Origin of the sequence: Thauera terpenica 58Eu, assembly GCF_000443165.1 — a bacterium.
Taxonomy (GTDB): Bacteria; Pseudomonadota; Gammaproteobacteria; order Burkholderiales; family Rhodocyclaceae; genus Thauera; species Thauera terpenica.
The window spans coordinates 24,504-43,564 of sequence record NZ_ATJV01000081.1; the positions used below are offsets into that span (position 1 = coordinate 24,504).

Consider the following 19,061-nt stretch of genomic DNA (forward strand, 5'->3'; position numbering starts at 1 on the left):
TTGACTGACAACCACGACCTCAGCGACTGGCTGCGCCTGAGCGCGGTACCCGGCCTGGGTGCCGAAAGCCAGCGCAGCTTGCTTGCGGCCTTCGGCCTGCCACAGCAGGTCTTCATGGCCGGGCGCACCGCGCTGGCCAGTGTGGTGGGCAAAGCCCGGGCCGACGCCGTGCTGGCCGCGCCCAACCAGGAAGCGATCGAGCGTGCACTGGCGTGGGCGCAGGAGCCCGGCAACCACATCCTGAGCCTGGCCGACGACGCCTATCCGCGTGCCCTGCTCGACATCCCGGATCCACCCCTGCTGCTCTACGTCAAGGGCACCTCCGCACTGCTGCAGCGACCCGCGCTGGCCATCGTCGGCGCCCGCAGCTCAAGCGCGCACGGTGAAGCCAACGCCGAAGCCTTCGCCCGCCATCTCGCCAGCCAGGGTTTCACCATCGTCAGCGGTCTGGCAGCCGGCATCGACACCGCCGCCCACCGTGGCGCCCTGGGGTGCAGCACGGCGGGGGAAGCACAGGGCGCGAGCACGATCGCCGTCATCGGCACCGGCATCGATCGCATTTACCCTTCAAGCAACGCCGCGCTGGCACGCGAGATTGCCACCTGCGGCGCAATCGTGAGTGAATTTGCGCTCGGCACCCCACCACTGCCGCACAATTTCCCGCGCCGCAACCGCATCATCGCCGGCCTGTCGCAAGGCGTGCTGGTGGTGGAGGCGGCGCTCAACAGTGGCTCGCTCATCACCGCCCGGCTGGCCACCGAAACCGGGCGCGAGGTGTTCGCCATTCCGGGCTCGATCCACTCACCCCTCGCCCGTGGCTGCCACCGTCTGATCCGCGACGGCGCCAAGCTGGTGGAGACCGCCGAAGACGTGGTCGAGGAGTTGCGCGGCCGTCTTGGCGACCGACTGCCGCTGGCGGCGAGACCCGCCGCGCGCAGCCGACGACGCGCTGCAAGGGATACGCCGCAGCCTTCCACACAAGTCAATCTGGCGCTGGACGATGAGGCTGCGCGTGTGCTGCACGCAATCGCTCATGAGCCCGTGGACCTCGACACCCTTGCCCCACGCTGCGGCTTGACGGTCGATGCCCTGTACGCCATCCTGCTGCCCTTGGAACTGGACGGGCGTATCACCCGTTTGCCCGGCGGTCGCATCCAGCGCAGCTGAATCACCCCGCCGTTCCGCACTCACGATTGCCACCACCGATGGCAAGCTCGGCCGTCTGCCTGCCCTTCTCCTGAGAGGCCGTTTTGTTCGACATCCTCGTTTATCTGTTCGAAAGCTACATCCACGCTGACGCCTGCCCGGAGTCGGATCTGCTTGCGCGCAAACTGTCTGCTGCCGGATTCGAGGAAGGGGAGATCTCCGAAGCGCTGGAATGGCTGGCCGGGCTGCGCCGCGTGGCGCGCGAGATTCACCCGGGCGTCGCACCGGACGCGCGCTCGGTGCGGATCTACACTGAATACGAACAAGCCCATCTGAGCGCCGAATGCCGCGGCTTTCTCGCCCTGATGGAGAGCGCAGGCGCGCTCGAAGGCGTGCATCGCGAACTCATCATCGAACGCGCGATGGCGCTGGAAGATTTCAACATCACGCTGAATCGTCTCAAGGTCATCGTGTTGATGGTGCTGTGGCAACAAGAACAACCCATCGATACGCTGCTCGTCGACGAGTTGCTGAACGAGGACGAGGACTGGGACTACACCCCCACGGTGCACTAGCCAGTTGCGCCCGTCTGCACGGCCTGAGGGGCGGATGCATCATCCGCCGCCTCAAATTCCCGGACCCCAGCGGTCGGCACAAGCCGGCCCACTCCATAGTCAAAAAGCATGAGCAAGCAACTGATCATCGCGGAAAAGCCCTCCGTCGCGCAGGACATCGCCCGCGCGCTGGGCGGCTTCACCAAGGAGAAGGACTATTTCGAGTCGGACGACTATGTACTGTCGTCGGCCATCGGTCATCTTCTCGAGCTCGCCGTGCCTGAAGAATTCGAGGTCAAGCGCGGCAAGTGGACCTTCGCTCATCTGCCGGTGATTCCGCCGCATTTCGCGGTCAAACCGATCGAGAAGACCGAGGACAGGCTCAAGCTGCTCACCCGTCTGATCAAGCGCAAGGACGTCACCGGTCTGATCAACGCCTGTGACGCGGGGCGCGAGGGCGAGCTCATCTTCAATTTCATCGTCCAGCACGCGGGCACCAAGAAGCCGATGCAGCGCCTGTGGCTGCAGTCGATGACCACGCAGGCGATCCGTGACGGCTTCTCCCATCTGCGCGCGGCGGAGGACGTCGAAGGCTTGCGCAACGCGGCCATCTGCCGCGCCGAATCCGACTGGCTGATCGGCATCAACGGCACGCGCGCGATGACCGCGTTCAACTCCAAGACCGGTGGCTTTCACCTCACCACGGTGGGCCGGGTGCAGACCCCCACGCTGGCGCTGGTGGTCGAGCGCGAAGACCGCATCCGCAAGTTCAAGTCGCGCGACTACTGGGAGCTGGAAGCCACCTTCGGCGCCGCCGCCGGGCACTACCCGGGACGCTGGTTCGACGAGAAGTTCAAGCGCCCGGAAGGCGACGAACACGCCACCGCCTTCCGCCTGTGGGACAAGGCCCAGGCCGAAGCCATCCGCGCCAAGTGCGAGGGCAAGGCGGGCGAGGTGAGCGAGGAGTCCAAACCCTCCACGCAACTCTCGCCCCTGCTCTTCGACCTCACCAGCCTGCAGCGCGAAGCCAACGGCCGCTTCGGTTTCTCCGCCCGCGTCACGCTGCAACTGGCGCAGGCGCTGTATGAGAAGCACAAGGTACTGACTTATCCGCGTACCGACGCCCGCGCCCTGCCCGAAGACTACATCCCGACCGTAAACGAGGTCGTTCTCGGCCTGCCCGAACAGTACGCACCTTTCGCCAAGGAGATCGTCGAGCAGGGCTGGATCAAGCCCAACAAGCGCATCTTCAACAACGCCAAGATCTCCGACCACTTCGCCATCATCCCGACCGGCAAACTCCCCAAGAGCTTGTCGGAAGCCGAACAGAAGATCTACGACCTGGTGACCAAGCGCTTCCTGGCGGTGTTCTACCCCGCCGCCGAGTACCAGATCACCACCCGCATCACCCGCATCGAAAGCGAGGCCTTCAAGACCGAAGGCAAGGTGCTGGTCAATCCGGGCTGGCTCAGCGTGTACGGCAAGGAAGCGGCCAGCGACGACAAGGACGCCAAGGACGGAGGCAGCCCGCAGTTGGTCGCAGTCAAGCAGGGTGAGACGGTGTCGACCGAGGACATCACGCTCAAGTCGCTGCAGACCAAGCCACCGGCGCGCTACAACGAAGCCACCTTGCTGTCGGCGATGGAAGGCGCGGGCAAGATGGTCGACGATGAGGAACTGCGCGCGGCGATGGCCGAGCGCGGCCTGGGCACGCCGGCGACGCGGGCACAGACCATCGAGGGCCTGATCAGCGAGCAGTACATCCACCGTGATGGTCGCGAGCTGATTCCGAGCGCGAAGGCCTTCTCCCTGATCACGCTGCTCAAGGGTCTCGGCGTCACCGCCCTGACCTCGCCCGAGCTGACCGGGGGCTGGGAATACAAGCTGTCGCGCATGGAGCGCGGTGAACTGAGCCGCGAAGCCTTCATGCAGGAGATCGGCGACATGGCGCGCGAGGTGGTCGAGCGCGCCAAGCGCTATGAGTCCGACACCGTGCCCGGCGAATTCGTCACCCTGCAAACGCCGTGTCCGAAATGCGGCGGGGTGGTGAAGGAGAACTACAAGAAGTTCGCCTGCCAGAGTTGCGACTGGAGCACCTGGAAGATCGTTGCCGGGCGCCAGTTCGAATACAGCGAGATCGAGGCCTTGTTGCGCGAGGGCAAGGTCGGCCCCCTGCTGGGCTTTCGCAACAAGATGGGGCGGCTGTTCAATGCCGATGTCGTGCTCAACGAGGACAAGCAGCCCGCCTTCGATTTCGGTCAGCCGAAGGAAGGCGAGGAAGCCGAGGCGGTGGACTTCTCCGCTCAGGAGAGCATAGGCGCCTGCCCGAAGTGCGCCAGCCGGGTGTTCGAACACGGCATGTCCTACGTGTGCGAGAAATCGGTCGGCCCGGACAAGAGCTGCGACTTCCGCTCCGGCAAGATCATCCTGCAGCAGCCGATCGAGCGCGAGCAGATGCTCAAGTTGCTGACCGAGGGCAGAACCGATCTGCTCAAGGGCTTCGTGTCGGCACGCACACGGCGCAAGTTCTCCGCCTTTCTGGTGCGCGGCAAGGACGGCAAGGTGGGCTTCGAATTCGAAGTGAAGACCCCCAAGGCCGGCGCCAAGGCCAACGCCAAGACGGCGGCCAGCAAGAGCGCGAAGGACGCCACTGAGGCCGCTGGCGCTAATGACGACGGAGTCGCCGCACCGAAAGCCAGGAAGGCGCCCGCAAAGAAGCGCACCGCCACGCCCAAGGCGAGCTGAACGCCGCCGTCAGCAACGGGAAACGGGCCGCGATTGCGGCCCGTGTCATTTTTAAGCCGACTGAACTCGAGCACCCCGCGTACGCTTCTGCTCAGGCGCGCCCGACCACCTTCACCCCGGGCAGCTCGCTGTCGAGGATGGCCCGGCGCAACACGTCGATGGCGCCGTTGCGTGGATAGGTCACCCGCCACGCCAGGGCAACACGGCGCGAAGGCTGGGGGTCGGAGAACGGTCGCACGGCAACGAGCGGATTGTGTACGGCCAATTCATCCGCTGCAGAACTGGGTAGCACCGTCACCCCCAGCCCGGTCGCCACCATGTGCCGAATCGTCTCCAGAGAGCTGCCTTCGAGGGTGCGCTGCAAGCCGCCAAGATTGCGGCAAGCCGGGCACACCTCGAGCACCTGATCGCGAAAGCAGTTGCCGGCTCCGAGCAGGAGCAACTGATCTTCGGCCAGCTGTTGCGCGTCGACCTGTGCGCCCTGGGTCCAGGCGTGCGCGGCCGGCATCAGGACGCGAAAGGGCTCGTCATACACCGGCTGGGCCACGACGCCCGCCTCCTCCAGAGGCAGACTGATGATGATGACGTCGAGCTCGCCGCGCTTGAGTACCTCGACCAGGCGCGCGGTGTAGTTCTCATGGATGATCAGCGGCATGCGTGGCGCCAGCTCATGCACGCGCGGAATCAGCCGTGGCAGCAGATAAGGGCCGATGGTGTAGATCACACCGACGCGCAAGGGGCCAGCGAGCGGATCCTTTCCGGCTGCGGCGATCTCATGGATCTGCGTCGCCTCCATCAGCACTTTCTCGGCCTGCACGACGATGCGTCGCCCGGTTTCGGTGATCTTGACCTCGGACGCACTGCGTTCGAAGAGCTGTACACCGAGTTCTTCCTCGACTTTCTTCACCGCCACCGAAAGCGTCGGCTGGGAAACATGACATTTTTCCGCCGCACGGCCGAAGTGCCGTTCGCGGGCGAGAGCGACGAGATAGCGCAGGTCAGTCAGAGTCATGGTCCGGGCCCCCGTAGCGTGGCTGAAAGCCCGAGTTGGGCATCGCCGGATGTTACCGCGTCCGCCACCCTGCAGCATCACTGCCGGCAAGCGATATACTTCACGACATATTGCGGAGCCCGACTATCCAATGCACCCCAGCTTGCGTCACGCGCTGACGCTGACTGCCATTCAGTGCCTGGCGCTGTCGCCGTCAAACGCGGCTGAATACGAGTTCTTCGAAACGCTGCCACTGGTACTGAGTGGCTCCCGTCTGCCGCAATCGCTGCCCGACGCGCCGGGCGCGGTCACCGTGATCGATGCGGACAGGATCGCAGCCACGGGCTACCGTGATCTCGCGCGCGTGCTGCGGCTGGTGCCAGGATTTCAGCTTGCCCAGGAGCGCGGCGGAAAGCACTGGGTGACCTATCACGGCCTGGGGATGGATGTTCCCCAGCAAATGCAGGTCATGATCGACGGCCGTCCATCGCCGAGCACGCATTTCAACCAGCTTCCCGAGCGCATCCTGCTGCAGGATATCGAGCGTATCGAGGTCTTGCGCGGCTCGAACTCAGCCGCTTACGGCTCCAACGCCTTCCACGGCGCGGTCAACATCACCACCCGTCACAGTGCCTCGGAGACCGGCAGCGCGCTGCGCTTCATGGCAGGCACGGAAGGCATCAGCGGCGTGAGTGCGCGTCACACCGCCGGGAGCGGACTGCATAGCCTGCGCATCACGGCTGCTCACGAGAAAGACGATGGCTTCGACGGCTTGCGCGACGGCACACGCACCAACGCGCTGAGCATACGCAGCGACCTGCAGCTCAACACCCATGACGAAGTCACCCTGAGCGCAAACGTCGGCGAAAGCGTGGTTGAGGAAGGCTATGCCGGCTCCATCTTCAACTCCGCGAAAGAGCGCGAAGCACGCAATTACGGTCAGGCCCTGCTGTTGCGCTGGCGTCACGCCAGCAGCGCCGACGATGAATGGCTGCTGACCACGTCCTGGGACAGGCGGAAAGTGAAAGACGCGTGGCAGCTTGACACCACGATCAATGTGCCTTTCCCCCTGCTCGGCAGGGTGCCGGCGCTCACCTCAGCGGTGGGCAATGACCTCACCATCGAATACCACACGCTGGAACTGCAACAACAGACGCGCTTGAACAGTGACAGCCGCCTGGCCTGGGGCACGGAGCTGCGCCACACGCGCAATGAGTCAGCGTATTACTTCAACGCCGAGCGCGAAGTGTCGCGTCTGGAGCGCCGCGTCTTCGCCAATCTGGAGTGGCGCAGCGCGCCGGCATGGCTATGGAACTTCGCCGGCTTGGTCGAGCAGGTGGAGGGCGACTCCGCTCATTTCGCACCACGCGCCTTCCTTAACTGGCAACCCGACCCGAACCGAACCTGGCGCCTTGGCTACTCGCGCGCCTGGCGTCAACCCGCTCTGTTCGAACGTCGAGTGGACGTCCGAATCCTGGATCAGTCCGGAACACTGCTGCAGTGGCGGCAGATGCCGGCACATGACTTGCAACCACAACGTATCGACGCGGCCGAACTGGGCTACCTGGGGGTGAGCGCTGACCGCAGGACGACGCTCGACGTCCGCCTTTTCCACGAACGTATTCAGGACCTTATCGTTCGCAATCCAGTCGCAGGCGATTTGCCTGCAGCAGGCGTCTTGCCGGATACCTTGCGCGAGAGCCTGCGCGGTACGCGCTGGGAGAATGATCCCGGTCAGCTGCGCCTGAACGGCATTGAATATCAAGTGCGCACACGACCGCTGCGCAAGACCGAATTCATCCTCGCGCACAGCCTGATCGATCGCCGCGCGGACGACGAAAAACTCCGCCTCAAGGTCGCGCCCTACACCGCGAGCCTGAGCTGGCTGCAGGAGATCGGGCAGTGGAAGTCGATGCTGAGCGTGCTGCGCATGGGGTCGATCGATGCCGGCTTCAGCTACGCGCCCGGCTTCAGCTCCAGCGTACCCGCTTACACCACCGTCGACTGGAGCGTGGCGCGCAACTTCCGCGTGCGCGAAAACGAGCTTGAAATCCGCCTCAGTGGCATCAATCTGCTTGGCAACCATCAGGAGCTGGTGAATCGCCTGCGCCAATCGCAGTCAGGCACTCATCAGCCGGTCAATGAAGTCGGACGCCAGCTTTACCTGTCCCTGCAAACGCAGTTCTGAACACGCTTGCGGCACGCCGCTTCACTACCCGTTCCCGAGCCTGAGCTGAAAACACCCTCAGGCTCGGGAACGGGTAGTGCGATCAGGCGTCCACGACACTATCCACATAGCCTGAACAACCCCAAAAAACGCTTGGAAATCGATATGCGCAAAAATCTCGTCGCCAGTACGCTGGCCATCGCGCTCGCCAGCGCGCTTTCGCCAGGCAGCATCATCCCTTCCGCCGCTGCCCAGGCCACCGCGCCGGGGGCAGCTATCGTCACGCCCAATCGTTACGGCCTGCCCGACTTCGGCGACCTCGTCGAACAGGTCGGCCCCGCGGTGGTGAACATCAGCGTCGTGCAACAACAGCAGCAACAAGCCAGCAATGGACAGAACCCATTCGCCAACGATCCCTTCTACGACTTCCTGCGCCGCTTCGGTGTACCCATGCCGGGCATGCCCGGCCAGCCCGGCAGGGGCCCGCGCGCGCGCCAGGGCATAGGCTCGGGCTTCATCGTCAGCCCGGACGGCTACGTGCTGACCAACGCCCACGTCGTGGCCGGTGAAGAGGGCGATGGGAGTGACGCCGCCCTGTCCGAAGTCACCGTGACCCTGATCGACAAGCGCGAGTTCAAGGCCACGGTGGTGGGTATCGACCGCCGCACCGATGTCGCCCTGCTCAAGATCGACGCCACCAAGCTGCCGAGCGTGACCATCGGCAAGGCGGACGAGGCCCGCGTCGGCGAATGGGTGGTGGCCATGGGCTCGCCCTTCGGCTTCGACAACACCGTCACCGCCGGCATCATCTCCGCCAAGGCCAGACGTTTGCCGGATGAGACCTATGTGCCCTTCATCCAGACCGATGTCGCCATCAATCCGGGCAACTCGGGCGGCCCACTGTTCAACCTTGCGGGCGAGGTGATCGGCATCAACTCGCAGATCTATTCCCGCTCGGGCGGCTTCATGGGGATCTCGTTTGCCATCCCGATCGATGTTGCGATGAACATCAAGGACCAGCTCGTGACCCACGGCCGTGTACAGCGCGGTCGCCTGGGGATCGCCATTCAGGGCGTGGACAAGGATCTCGCCCAGTCTTTCGGCCTGCCTGACGCACGCGGCGCCCTCGTCGCCAGCGTGGAGCCAGGCAGCGCCGCAGAGAAAGCCGGCCTGCAGCCCGGCGACGTCGTGCTCGGTGTGAATGGCAAGCAGATAGTCGAATCTGCCGACCTGCCACGGGTGATCGGCGAGAAAAGGCCGGGTACGCGCATCCGCATGGAGGTGTGGCGTGATGGGCGCAGCCGCGACGTGGTGGCAACCCTTGACGAGCTCACTGCCGACACCCTCGCCAGCACCTCCACACCGAGCCAGGTGGAAAGCCTGAATACCAGCCTCGGCCTGAGCGCACGCGCACTGACCGAGCAGGAAGCCAGCCAGTTGCGTCTGCGCGGCGGTCTGGTGGTGGAAGGGGTGGACGGGCCTGCGGCACGCGCCGGCATGCAGCGCGGCGACATCATCCTCGCGCTCAACAACCAGCCGGTCACCAGCGTGGGCGAATTCCGCAACCTGCTCAAGAGCGCCGGCAAGCGCTTTGCGTTGCTCATTCAGCGCGGCGAGGCGCGCATCTTCGTGCCGCTGCGGCTGGAATGATGCAACTGGCCGGGCCTCGTGCCCGGCCCCATGCGCTGCAGCGCGCGTCGCCTAAACACGAAAGCGTCCGACCGATTCCTGCATGCGCGCCGCGAGCTGCTCCAGCTCGAGCGCGGCGTTGACGGTTTGCGCGATGGCGAGGTTGTTCTCGCCCGCCATGCTGGCGATGTCGTCGATGCTCAGGGTCACCGAGGCGCTGGAGCGGCGTTGTTCAGCGGTCGCGGCGGCGATGTTGTCCAGGCCCTCTCCCACCTCCGCCACCAGGGCATTCGCCGTCGCCAGCACACTCGCTACATCCTCAGCCATGGTATGGCTCGATTCGAGATGCTGCAGACCGCTCTCGATCGCGCCCTGCACCGAGTCCGAGCGGCGCCCGATCTCGCGCGTGATGGTGTCAATTTCACCGGCCGAGCGTGCCGACTTTTCTGCGAGCTTGCGCACCTCGTCGGCGACCACCGCAAAGCCCCGGCCCTGCTCACCAGCGCGCGCAGCCTCGATCGCGGCATTGAGCGCGAGCAGATTGGTCTGCTCCGCGATCTCACGCACCTCACGCGTCATGCGCGAGATCGCCCGCGTCGATTCGACGAAATCACTCACCGTGCCCGCCATCTGCCGCACCGCCGCTTCGACCTGCCCCATCTCACCCATCAGTTGCTGCAGGCTGTGCTGACCTTCACGCGACCGTGCCAGGCTGTCGTGCGAACGCTCGCGCACCGCAGCCGTGCTGTCGGCAATATGGGTGATGCTATCGCCCATCGCATCGACCGCCGCCGCCGCGCTCACCGAGCTGTCGTTCTGTCGATGCGAGCGCTGCGCCAGGTCGGAAGCGCCGCTTGCCAGACGCTGTGCAGCCGTCGTCACCGCGCCCGCCGCTTCTCCCACCTGTGCCACGAGCGCGCCGATCACACCCATCATGTTATTGAACGAACCCGCGGTACGACCGATCTCGTCATCGCCGCCACGGTCCAGGCGACGCCTCAGGTCACCGCCGCCGTGCGCGATCTCGGCCAGGTTGGCGGCCAGATGCGACAGCGGCAGGGTGACGAAACGGCGAATGAAGAAGAACACGAAACCGAGCACGGGCAGCGACACCAGCAGCGCGAAGAAGATACTGTTGTTGCGGAACTCGGTGACCGCGGCATCGGCCTTGTCCAGCGACACGCGCATGCTGACCACGCCCAGTGGCACACCCTCGGCGACCTGATGGCAGGCGATGCAGTCCTTGCCCAGCCAGCTACGCGATGCCAGCGCCGGCATCACCACGCGCAGGTGCTCGCCATATTCTGCGTTGTGTTCGACCGTCATCAAGGCCTTGCCGTCGGCAAGGGCCTGACGTTCGACCGCATCGGCCTTGAACTCGCCATCCGGGCCGGGGCCGAACACCTTGCTCACCTCTTCGCCCCGGATCACCTTCAGGTCGCGCACCACCGACAATTCCTTGATCTGATCGAGAAACACGTCGCGCTGGGCGACGGTGCCGGTAATCATCATGCCGGTGAGCCCCGCCATGGTCATTTCATTGACCGTGGCGGCAAAGTCCTTCGCCTGCTCGATTGCCATGTCGCGCGTGACGCGTGTTTCCCATGCAATCATGCTGCCCCAGGCGATCACCAGCATCAGCCAGATAGCGGCGGTGAGCCGAAGCCAGATCGGAGTATCCGCAAGGCGGCGCATCATCATCTCCACATCCGCATTGGCGGATCACAGTTGCCCACAAACAGGCTCGCAGCTCATCAACGGCCACTGTGGGGCAATTCTTGAACGAAAAACCGCGGTTTGCATCGGACTCATGCAGCACAAATATCAAGCAATCCTGATATAAAGGGGCGTTGAACCATCGTTGCACGAGCTTGGTCGCAATACGGCCCGGTGTTCAGCAACGCCATTTCAGGCTACTTTCTGTTTTCATCCACTCACGAGGTTATCAATGAAGAAGATCATCGCGCTCGGCATCATCGCACTTTCCCTGGCTGGTACTGCGTCGGCCCAGGTCAAACCCGAAGAGCAGATCAAGTACCGCCAGGCCGGCTACAGCTTCATGTCCTGGAACATGGGCAAGATCAAGGCCAACCTCGAAGGTGAGTACAACACCCAGCAAGTCCAGGCCGCTGCCAACGCCATCGCCGCCATCGCCGGTTCGGGCATGGGCGCGCTGTATGGCCCGGGCACGGACAAGGACATCGGCGAGGTCAAGACCCGCGTCAAGCCCGAGTTCTTCGATCCGGCCAACGGCCCGGACATCGGCAAGATCGCCACCAACTTCAACACCGCGGCCGCAGAGCTGGCGAAGGTCGCTGCCGGCGGCGACAAGGCCGCAGTGCAGAAGGCATTCGGCGCAACGGGCGAGACCTGCAAGGCCTGTCACGACAAGTACCGCATGGAGTGATCCTCAGCCGCTCACACGCGCAAGAGCCACCCTCAGGGGTGGCTTTTTTACGCGCTGAAGCGCAACTGCGTGGGGGTGGCCGAGCGAAAGAAGGAAGGAAGCGGGGCGCATGACGACGCTTTTTGACTGATGTGCACCCAGCGGGCAACATCACCCCATGAGCCCCGCCACCGCCGCCCTGCTTGCCGACGCGCTGCTCGCGCTGCACGTCGGCGTGGTGCTGTTCGTGGTCGGCCTGCTGGCGCTGGTGCTGGTGGGCGGCGCGCGCGGCTGGGCCTGGGTGCGCTGCTTTTACCTGCGCCTCATCCATGTGCTGCTGATGGTCTTCGTCACCGGGCAGGCCTGGCTGGGCCGCCTGTGCCCGCTCACCCTGTGGGAGCAGGATCTGCGCCGCATCGCGGGCGAGGCGAGCTACGAGGAGAGCTTCATCGCCCACGGGCTCTCGCGCCTGCTGTACTGGGAGGCGCCGTGGTGGGTGTTCGTGGCGACATACACCGGCTTCGCTATGCTGGTGCTGCTGGCATGGCGCTGGGTAGCGCCGCAGCGCAAGCCAGCAGGGCGCAGTTAGTCGCCCTGGCGGCGCGGCATCCTTGCTGCCACGCCGCCGCTCCGATCACCAGGGCGCGACCGGTGGGGGCGGAGGTACTTCGATGAAGCTGCCGGTGGCGACATAGAGCACGCCGGCCGTGATCGCGAGCGCGATGAGGAAGGCCACCAGGCCACCACCTCGGGCGGGCTGGTGCGCGGGATCGACGACTTCCTTCACGCCAGTGATCATCGGCTTGACCAGATTGTCCTTCTTCACCAGGGCGTAGAAGGCGATCGCCAGCACATGCAGTGACACGAGGCCGATGATGATCCAGAAGTTCTGCCGATGCAGGCTGCTCAGGCTGTCGCTGGTGGCCTTATCCACCAAGGCATAGAGCGGGCCTTCGAAGGCGATGTCGTCATTCGCAACCAGGCCGCTCACCGCCTGGAAGATCAGGATCGCCAGCAAGGCCAGCACCGACAGCGCACCGACCGGATTGTGGCCCAGGCCGCGCCATTGCCCGCGCACATAGGCAAGAACACGACCGGGACCGGGGACGAAGTGGGCGAAGCGCGCATAAGTCGAACCGACAAAGCCCCACACCAGGCGGAACGCCAGCAGGCCGGTGATGGCGATGCCGGCGCGAGCGTGCCATTCGATCAGGTTCCCGCCCACCCAGCCGGTCACGAAGGAGGCGACCACCAGCAGCAGCAGCAGCCAGTGGAAAAGCCGCGTCGGCAAGTCCCAGATCCGTATTGTTCGTGTGCTCATTGACGTTTCCCTGCGTTGGTGGATGACAGCGCCCCGCGTTCAGGGCGACCCACAGCCTTGATTATGACAGCGCTGCAGCCCGGACCGAACCGCAGCCCGGCCCGGCCCGGCTTCAGGCCGGCTGGCGCAGCGCGAGGAATTCGCGCAGATGGCGCCCGGTGTGCGACTCCGGCGTCGCCATCGCCACCTCGGGCGGCCCCTCGGCGACCACCTCACCCCCCCCGTCGCCGCCCTCCGGCCCCAGGTCGATGAGCCAGTCGGCCTCGGCCATCACATCCAGATCATGTTCGATGACCAGCACCGTATGGCCGGCGTCGGACAGGCGGTGGAGGACGCGGATCAGCTTGTCCACATCCGCCATGTGCAGGCCCACGGTGGGTTCGTCGAGCACGTACAGGCTGTGCTTGTCCGCGGGCAGGGGCACGCCGCCGGTGTCGGTGGGGTCGCCGGGGCGGACGCGCACCTTGCTCAGCTCGGTGACGAGCTTGATGCGCTGCGCCTCGCCGCCCGACAGGGTCGGACTGGGCTGGCCCAGGGTGAGGTAACCCAGGCCGACGTCCTGCAGCAGCTGCAGCGGATGGGCAATGCCGGGATGCGCGGAAAAGAACGCCACCGCCTCATCCACCGCCATCGCCAGCACTTCGGCCACAGTCTTGTCGCGCCAGCGCACGGACAGGGTCTCGGGGTTGAAGCGCGCACCCCCACAGCCCTCGCACGGCGTCTTGACGTCGGGCAGGAAGCTCATCTCCACCGTGGTGTGACCGGCGCCATCGCACACCGGGCAGCGTCCGGCGCCGGTATTGAAGGAAAAGCGCGAGGCACTCCAGCCCCGGGTGCGGGCGTCGAAGGTGTCGGCGAAAAGCTTGCGGATCGCGTCCCAGAAGCCGACATAGGTTGCCGGACAGGAGCGCGGGGTCTTGCCGATCGGGGTCTGATCCACTTCCAGCACGCGCCCCACCTGCTGCCAGCCGTGGAGGGCGCGGCAACCGATCAGGGCCTGATCCACCTCGTCGGGCTGGGCCTGGCCGCGGCGGCGGGCGCGGGTCGCAAGCGGATCGCCCAGGCGGGTGCGCAGGTTGGCGTGGATCACGTCACGCGCCAGGCTGGATTTACCCGAGCCCGAAACGCCGGTGACCACGCTCAGGCGCGCGAGCGGAATACGCACCGAGACCTCGCGCAGATTGTGCAGCCGCGCGCCCTCGACTCGAATCGCCGGATGATCGGCGGCCACCGCACGGCGCGGGCGCAAGGGGTGTTGCAGGGGATGACGGAAGCACGCCCCGGTGGCGGATTCGGGCGCCGCGAGCAGGGCGGCGAGATCACCTTCGGCCACCACCCGGCCACCGCGCACGCCCGCGCCCGGACCCAGATCGATGATGTGGTCGGCACGGCGGATGGTGTCCTCGTCATGTTCCACCACGAGCACGGTGTTGCCGCGGTCACGCAAGGCCTCCAGGGTGTCGAGCAGGAGCTGGTTGTCGCGCGGGTGCAGGCCGATCGTGGGCTCGTCGAGGATGTAACACACGCCACGCAGATTGGAGCCGAGCTGCGCCGCGAGGCGGATGCGCTGCGCCTCACCACCCGACAGCGTGGGCGCGGCTCGGTCGAGCGCCAGATAATCCAGGCCAACATGCTGCAGGAAGGCGAGGCGACCGCTGATCTCGCTCACCAGATCGCGCGCGATGTCGACTTCACGCGCGTTGAGCACCAGCTCGGCGAAGAAGCGCGCCACCTTGCTGACCGGCTGCGCGGCCAGCTGATGCAGGCCGAGCGCACGAAAGCGCACCGCGCGCGCCACCGGGTTCAGGCGCGCACCCGCACACGCAGGGCATGGCTCGTCGCTGCTGATCACGCCTTCCGCGTCGCCCAGATCGAGCGCATTGGGGTCTTCGATGCGCGCCGCCGTCTTCAGACCGGTGCCGTAACACTGCGGGCACCAGCCATGCTTGGCGTTGTAGGAGAACAGGCGCGGATCCGGCTCGGGGAAACCGGTGTTGCAACTCGGACACGCACGCAGGGTGGAGAAGGTGATCGGCGTGGCGCCCAGTTTGCCGATCTCCAGCACCTTGATCACGCCCTTGCCGATCTCCAGCGCCTGGCGCACGAACTCGCGCAGCGTTGCCTCGTGCTCGGGCTGCACCAGCACCATGCCGGTCGCGAGTTCGATGTTGTGTTCCTTGTAGCGGTCCAGGCGCGGCCATTTTGTTGTCGGCAGATACTCGCCATCGACGCGCAACTGGGTGTGACCCTTGGCACGCGCCCACTTCGCGAGATCGGTGTACAAACCCTTGCGATTGACCACCAGGGGCGCGAGCACCTCCACCGAGGCGCCGCGCAGCTCATGCTGGATCTGGGCAACGATGGCCTCGAAGCTTTGCGGCGTCACCGCCACATTGCAGTCCGGGCAGAACTGCGTGCCCAGCTTCACGTACATCAGGCGCAGGAAGGGGTGGATCTCGGTCAGGGTTGCGACCGTGCTCTTGCGTCCGCCGCGGCTGGTGCGCTGCTCGATCGCCACCGTGGGCGGAATGCCGAACAAGGCGTCCACGTCCGGCCGGCTGGCGGGCTGCACGAACTGGCGCGCGTAGGCGTTGAGTGATTCCAGATAACGGCGCTGACCCTCACCAAAAACGATGTCGAAGGCCAGGGTGGATTTGCCCGAGCCCGACAGCCCGGTGATGACGGTGAGGCGGTCGCGCGGAATGCGCAGGCTGACGTTTTTCAGGTTGTGCTCGCGCGCATGGCGGATCTCGATCGCGGGCGCGGTAACGGCACGGTATTCCACCCGCGCTTCCGCAGCGAGGAGTGCCCCTGCAGGAGCGGCGCCCGCGACCAGGCCTTCGGGGACGATCGTGCTGTCGGCAGCGCCATATTCGCGGCTGGCACCGCTCCTGGCGGAGGGCGCGCCGCGGGTGCGGGCGAGCGCTTCGGCGTAGTCGCGCAGCGCGGCGCCGGTATGCGAACCGACATGCGCACGCACCACGGCAGGCGGACCCTCGACCACCAGCCGGCCGCCGTCTTCACCGCCCTCCGGGCCAAGGTCGATGATCCAGTCCGCAGCGGCGATGACATCAAGGTTGTGCTCGATGACGATCAATGAGTGCCCGGCCTGCAGCAGTTTGTCGAAGGCATTGAGCAGGGTGGCGACGTCCTCGAAATGGAGGCCGGTGGTGGGCTCGTCGAAGAGGAAGAGCAGGCCGGGCTCGGTCGGCTCGGCCAGCCCCGAGACTCCACCCGCGGCGCCCTTGCCAGCGCGCACGGCGAGCTCACCCGGAGCGCTCTTCGCAGCCCGCGTGGCGAGCGTTCCCGAATTGCCCCCAGACTTATCCACAGCACTGGCTTTGCGTACAGGCTTGCGCTGTGCGGCCGCCGCGAGATGTCCGGCCAGCTTCAGGCGCTGCGCCTCGCCCCCTGACAGGGTGGGCACGGGTTGGCCCAGGCGCAGATAGTCGAGGCCGACATCGGCCAAGGGCGCGAGCGCGGCAAGCACCTTGGGATGCTCGCGGAAGACGTCCAGCGCCTCATGCACCGTCAGCTCCAGAACGTCCGCCACCGACATACCTTTCCATTGCAATTCAAGCACTTCTGGCCGGTAACGCTTGCCGTTGCAGTCTGCGCAACGCAACCAGACATCGGACAGGAACTGCATCTCGACGTGCTCGAAGCCCGAGCCGGTGCAGGTCGGACAGCGCCCATGGCCGGCGTTGAAGCTGAAGGTGCCCGGGGTGTAGCCGCGCTGCTTCGCTTCGGGCAGGGCCGCGAACAGGGCACGGATGGGATCCCAGGCACCCACGTAGCTGACCGGGTTGGAGCGCGAGCTCTTGCCTATCGGTGACTGGTTGACCATCACCACGCCACGCAACTTATCCACATTGTCCAGGCGTTCGAAGCTGCCCGGAGCGGTGGTCGCCGAGTCGCTGGCCTCGCCGAAGTGTCTGGCCAGGGCGGGGTAGAGTACATCCTCGATCAGGGTCGATTTGCCCGAGCCGGAGACGCCGGTCAGGCAGGTCAGACCCTGGAGCGGGAAGGCAACACTCAGACCACGCAAGTTGTGCTGATGCACTCCGGCCAGCACCAGGCGCGGGGCGGTGGCGTCGACCGGGCGTGGCGCACGATCGACATCGATGGATTTCCTGCCCGCGAGCCACGGACCGGTCACCGAGTCGGCGTTGGCCGCGATCTCGGCATAGCTGCCACGGGCGACGATGTGGCCGCCCCGCTCACCGGGGCCGGGGCCGATCTCCAGCAGCTCATCGGCGGCAACCATCACCTGCGGATCGTGCTCGACCACCACCAGGGTGTTGCCAGCGTCGCGCAGCCGCGTCATGACGCCGAGGATGCGGCCGATATCACGCGGGTGGAGGCCGATCGAGGGCTCGTCGAGCACAAAGAGCGTATTCACCAGCGAGGTGCCCAGCGCCGTGGTGAGGTTGATGCGCTGCACCTCACCCCCGGACAGCGTGCGCGACTGCCGATCCAGGGTCAGGTAGCCCAGGCCGACATCGGCCAGATAGGTGAGACGGCTGCGGATCTCGCCCAGCACCAGCTCGGTGGCCTCGTCGGGCACGTCGGGGATGTGCAGCGCGGCGATGGCCTCGCGGATGCGATCGATGGGCAGGGCCATGAGCTCGTGGATGGCGAGGCCGGGAGCGCCGGTGGCGTCAGCCCGCCCCATGGTGGCATCCGCAGCCGCAGCGTCAGCCATGCCTGCGGCGGCGGACGTGGCTGTGTCGGCGGACGTGGCTGTAGGGGGCCAATCCGTCGTCGGCAGGCGCCACAGCAGGGCGTCAGGCTTGAGGCGCGCACCATGACAGGACGGGCATTCGGTGTAGCTGCGGTAGCGCGACAGCAGCACGCGGATATGCATCTTGTACGCCTTGCTCTCCAGCCAGCCGAAGAAGTGGCGCACGCCGTACCAGTAACGCGGCCAGGAGCTGTCCCAGCTCTTCCACTTCGGGTCACCTTCGAACAACCACTGGCGGTGCTCGGGCGGCAGCTCGCGCACCGGAATGTCCATCGCCACGCCGTGCTTCTTCGCCATCTTCGCCAGGTCATGCTGGCTCTCACGATAGCTTTCCGTCTGCCAGGGCCTGATCGCGCCTTCGGCCAGCGTCTTCGACTCGTCGGGCACCACCAGACCGAGGTCAACCCCGATCACACGCCCGAAGCCGCGACAGGTCTCGCACGCGCCAAGCGGTGAGTTGAAGGAAAACAGGCCTGGGGTCGGCTCGCTGTAGTGGAGGTCGCAGTCGGCGCAATGCAGGCCGGAGGAATAGGGCCAGACCTCTTCGCCCGCCACCGCCTTGCCCGCCGCGCCCGCAGTCGAGCCACCTTCGACCGTGGCATGCACCGACAGCCGGCCCTGACCGCGTGCGAGGGCGCTCTCCAGGGCTTCAGCGAGACGTGCTGCATCCACCGTGGACGCACGAAACCGATCCTGCACCACCTGCAGCACATCGTTGTCACCGCCCACCGCCGCAATGCGCTGCTGGATGCGAGTGTAGCCCTGGGCATTGAGCAGGGCGGTGACTTCCTCAGCGCTGAAGTTCGCCGGAATGGGCACAGGAAAGCACACCACCAGGCGGGGATCCCCGGCAGCGGCGGCGCGCCGGCGCAGATCAGCCGCAATGCTGTCCGCGGAATCACGCCGCACCGGCTGGCCGCAACAACGGCAATGCAGCTGCGCCGCACGCGCATACAGCAGCTTGAAGTGGTCGGCGAGCTCGGTCATGGTGCCGACCGTCGACCGTGAGCTGCGCACCGGATTGGTCTGATCGATGGCGATGGCGGGGGGTACGCCCTCGATGCGATCCACCTGCGGCTTGTCCATGCGGTCGAGGAACTGGCGCGCATAGGGCGAGAAGGTCTCGACGTAGCGGCGCTGGCCCTCGGCGTAGAGCGTGTCGAACACCAGCGAGGACTTGCCGGAACCGGACACGCCGGTGACTACGGTGAGGCGGTTCAGCGCCAGATCGAGCGACAGATTGCGCAGGTTGTTCTGGCGCGCGCCAAAAATGCGGATGGCGGGCGCCTTGGGATCGGGTGCGGGCATGGTGGGGGAGACGAAGCAAAGAGGAGGGATTCTAAGGGCGAGCCCGGTGCAGACCATTTACCGAGCTCAG

Annotated in this window: 11 protein-coding genes; 7 read left to right on the forward strand and 4 right to left on the reverse strand. The window is 65.8% G+C overall.

Annotated elements, in window-relative coordinates:
- The 3 genes from dprA to M622_RS35080 all read left to right on the forward strand — a co-directional run bounded on the left by dprA (position 1) and on the right by M622_RS35080 (position 4,445).
- On the forward strand, positions 1 to 1,167 hold the full coding sequence (dprA, locus tag M622_RS35070; protein WP_021250387.1) for a DNA-processing protein DprA: 1,167 nt from the start codon (positions 1 to 3) through the stop codon (positions 1,165 to 1,167).
- An 83-nt stretch (positions 1,168 to 1,250) separates the two neighbouring features.
- On the forward strand, positions 1,251 to 1,721 hold the full coding sequence (locus M622_RS35075; RefSeq protein ID WP_021250388.1) for a Smg family protein: 471 nt from the start codon (positions 1,251 to 1,253) through the stop codon (positions 1,719 to 1,721).
- Positions 1,722 to 1,829: 108 nt separating this feature from the next.
- Positions 1,830 to 4,445 carry a DNA topoisomerase III gene (locus M622_RS35080; protein ID WP_021250390.1) on the forward strand — a complete coding sequence of 872 codons (2,616 nt, stop codon included), beginning with the start codon at positions 1,830 to 1,832 and terminating at the stop codon, positions 4,443 to 4,445.
- Between the two features lie 91 nt (positions 4,446 to 4,536).
- Here the strand turns inward: M622_RS35080 and M622_RS35085 are convergent, their stop codons facing one another.
- Positions 4,537 to 5,457, reverse strand: coding sequence for a hydrogen peroxide-inducible genes activator (locus M622_RS35085; RefSeq protein WP_021250391.1), 921 nt, complete (start codon positions 5,455 to 5,457; stop codon positions 4,537 to 4,539).
- A gap of 130 nt (positions 5,458 to 5,587) precedes the next feature.
- Between M622_RS35085 and M622_RS35090 the strand changes: the two genes are divergently transcribed.
- On the forward strand, positions 5,588 to 7,624 hold the full coding sequence (locus tag M622_RS35090) for a TonB-dependent receptor plug domain-containing protein (protein WP_021250392.1): 2,037 nt from the start codon (positions 5,588 to 5,590) through the stop codon (positions 7,622 to 7,624).
- Positions 7,625 to 7,768: 144 nt separating this feature from the next.
- Entirely contained in the window at positions 7,769 to 9,253 is a 1,485-nt protein-coding gene (locus M622_RS35095) for a DegQ family serine endoprotease (RefSeq protein WP_021250393.1), read from the forward strand.
- Between the two features lie 51 nt (positions 9,254 to 9,304).
- On the opposite strand, the gene M622_RS35100 is transcribed toward M622_RS35095, so the two are convergent.
- A complete protein-coding gene (locus tag M622_RS35100) occupies positions 9,305 to 10,927 on the reverse strand; it encodes a methyl-accepting chemotaxis protein (RefSeq protein ID WP_031347375.1) in 1,623 nt (540 codons plus the stop codon).
- Positions 10,928 to 11,180: 253 nt separating this feature from the next.
- Between M622_RS35100 and M622_RS35105 the strand changes: the two genes are divergently transcribed.
- Together M622_RS35105 and M622_RS35110 are read left to right on the forward strand one after the other, a co-directional pair.
- On the forward strand, positions 11,181 to 11,639 hold the full coding sequence (locus tag M622_RS35105; RefSeq protein WP_021250395.1) for a c-type cytochrome: 459 nt from the start codon (positions 11,181 to 11,183) through the stop codon (positions 11,637 to 11,639).
- Between the two features lie 157 nt (positions 11,640 to 11,796).
- A complete protein-coding gene (locus M622_RS35110; protein ID WP_021250396.1) occupies positions 11,797 to 12,207 on the forward strand; it encodes a DUF2784 domain-containing protein in 411 nt (136 codons plus the stop codon).
- 45 nt (positions 12,208 to 12,252) lie between these two features.
- Here the strand turns inward: M622_RS35110 and M622_RS35115 are convergent, their stop codons facing one another.
- Together M622_RS35115 and uvrA are read right to left on the reverse strand one after the other, a co-directional pair.
- Positions 12,253 to 12,939 carry a cytochrome b/b6 domain-containing protein gene (locus M622_RS35115; RefSeq protein WP_031347376.1) on the reverse strand — a complete coding sequence of 229 codons (687 nt, stop codon included), beginning with the start codon at positions 12,937 to 12,939 and terminating at the stop codon, positions 12,253 to 12,255.
- A 112-nt stretch (positions 12,940 to 13,051) separates the two neighbouring features.
- Positions 13,052 to 18,991 carry an excinuclease ABC subunit UvrA gene (uvrA, locus tag M622_RS35120; protein WP_021250398.1) on the reverse strand — a complete coding sequence of 1,980 codons (5,940 nt, stop codon included), beginning with the start codon at positions 18,989 to 18,991 and terminating at the stop codon, positions 13,052 to 13,054.
- Between the last annotated feature and the right edge of the window lie 70 nt (positions 18,992 to 19,061).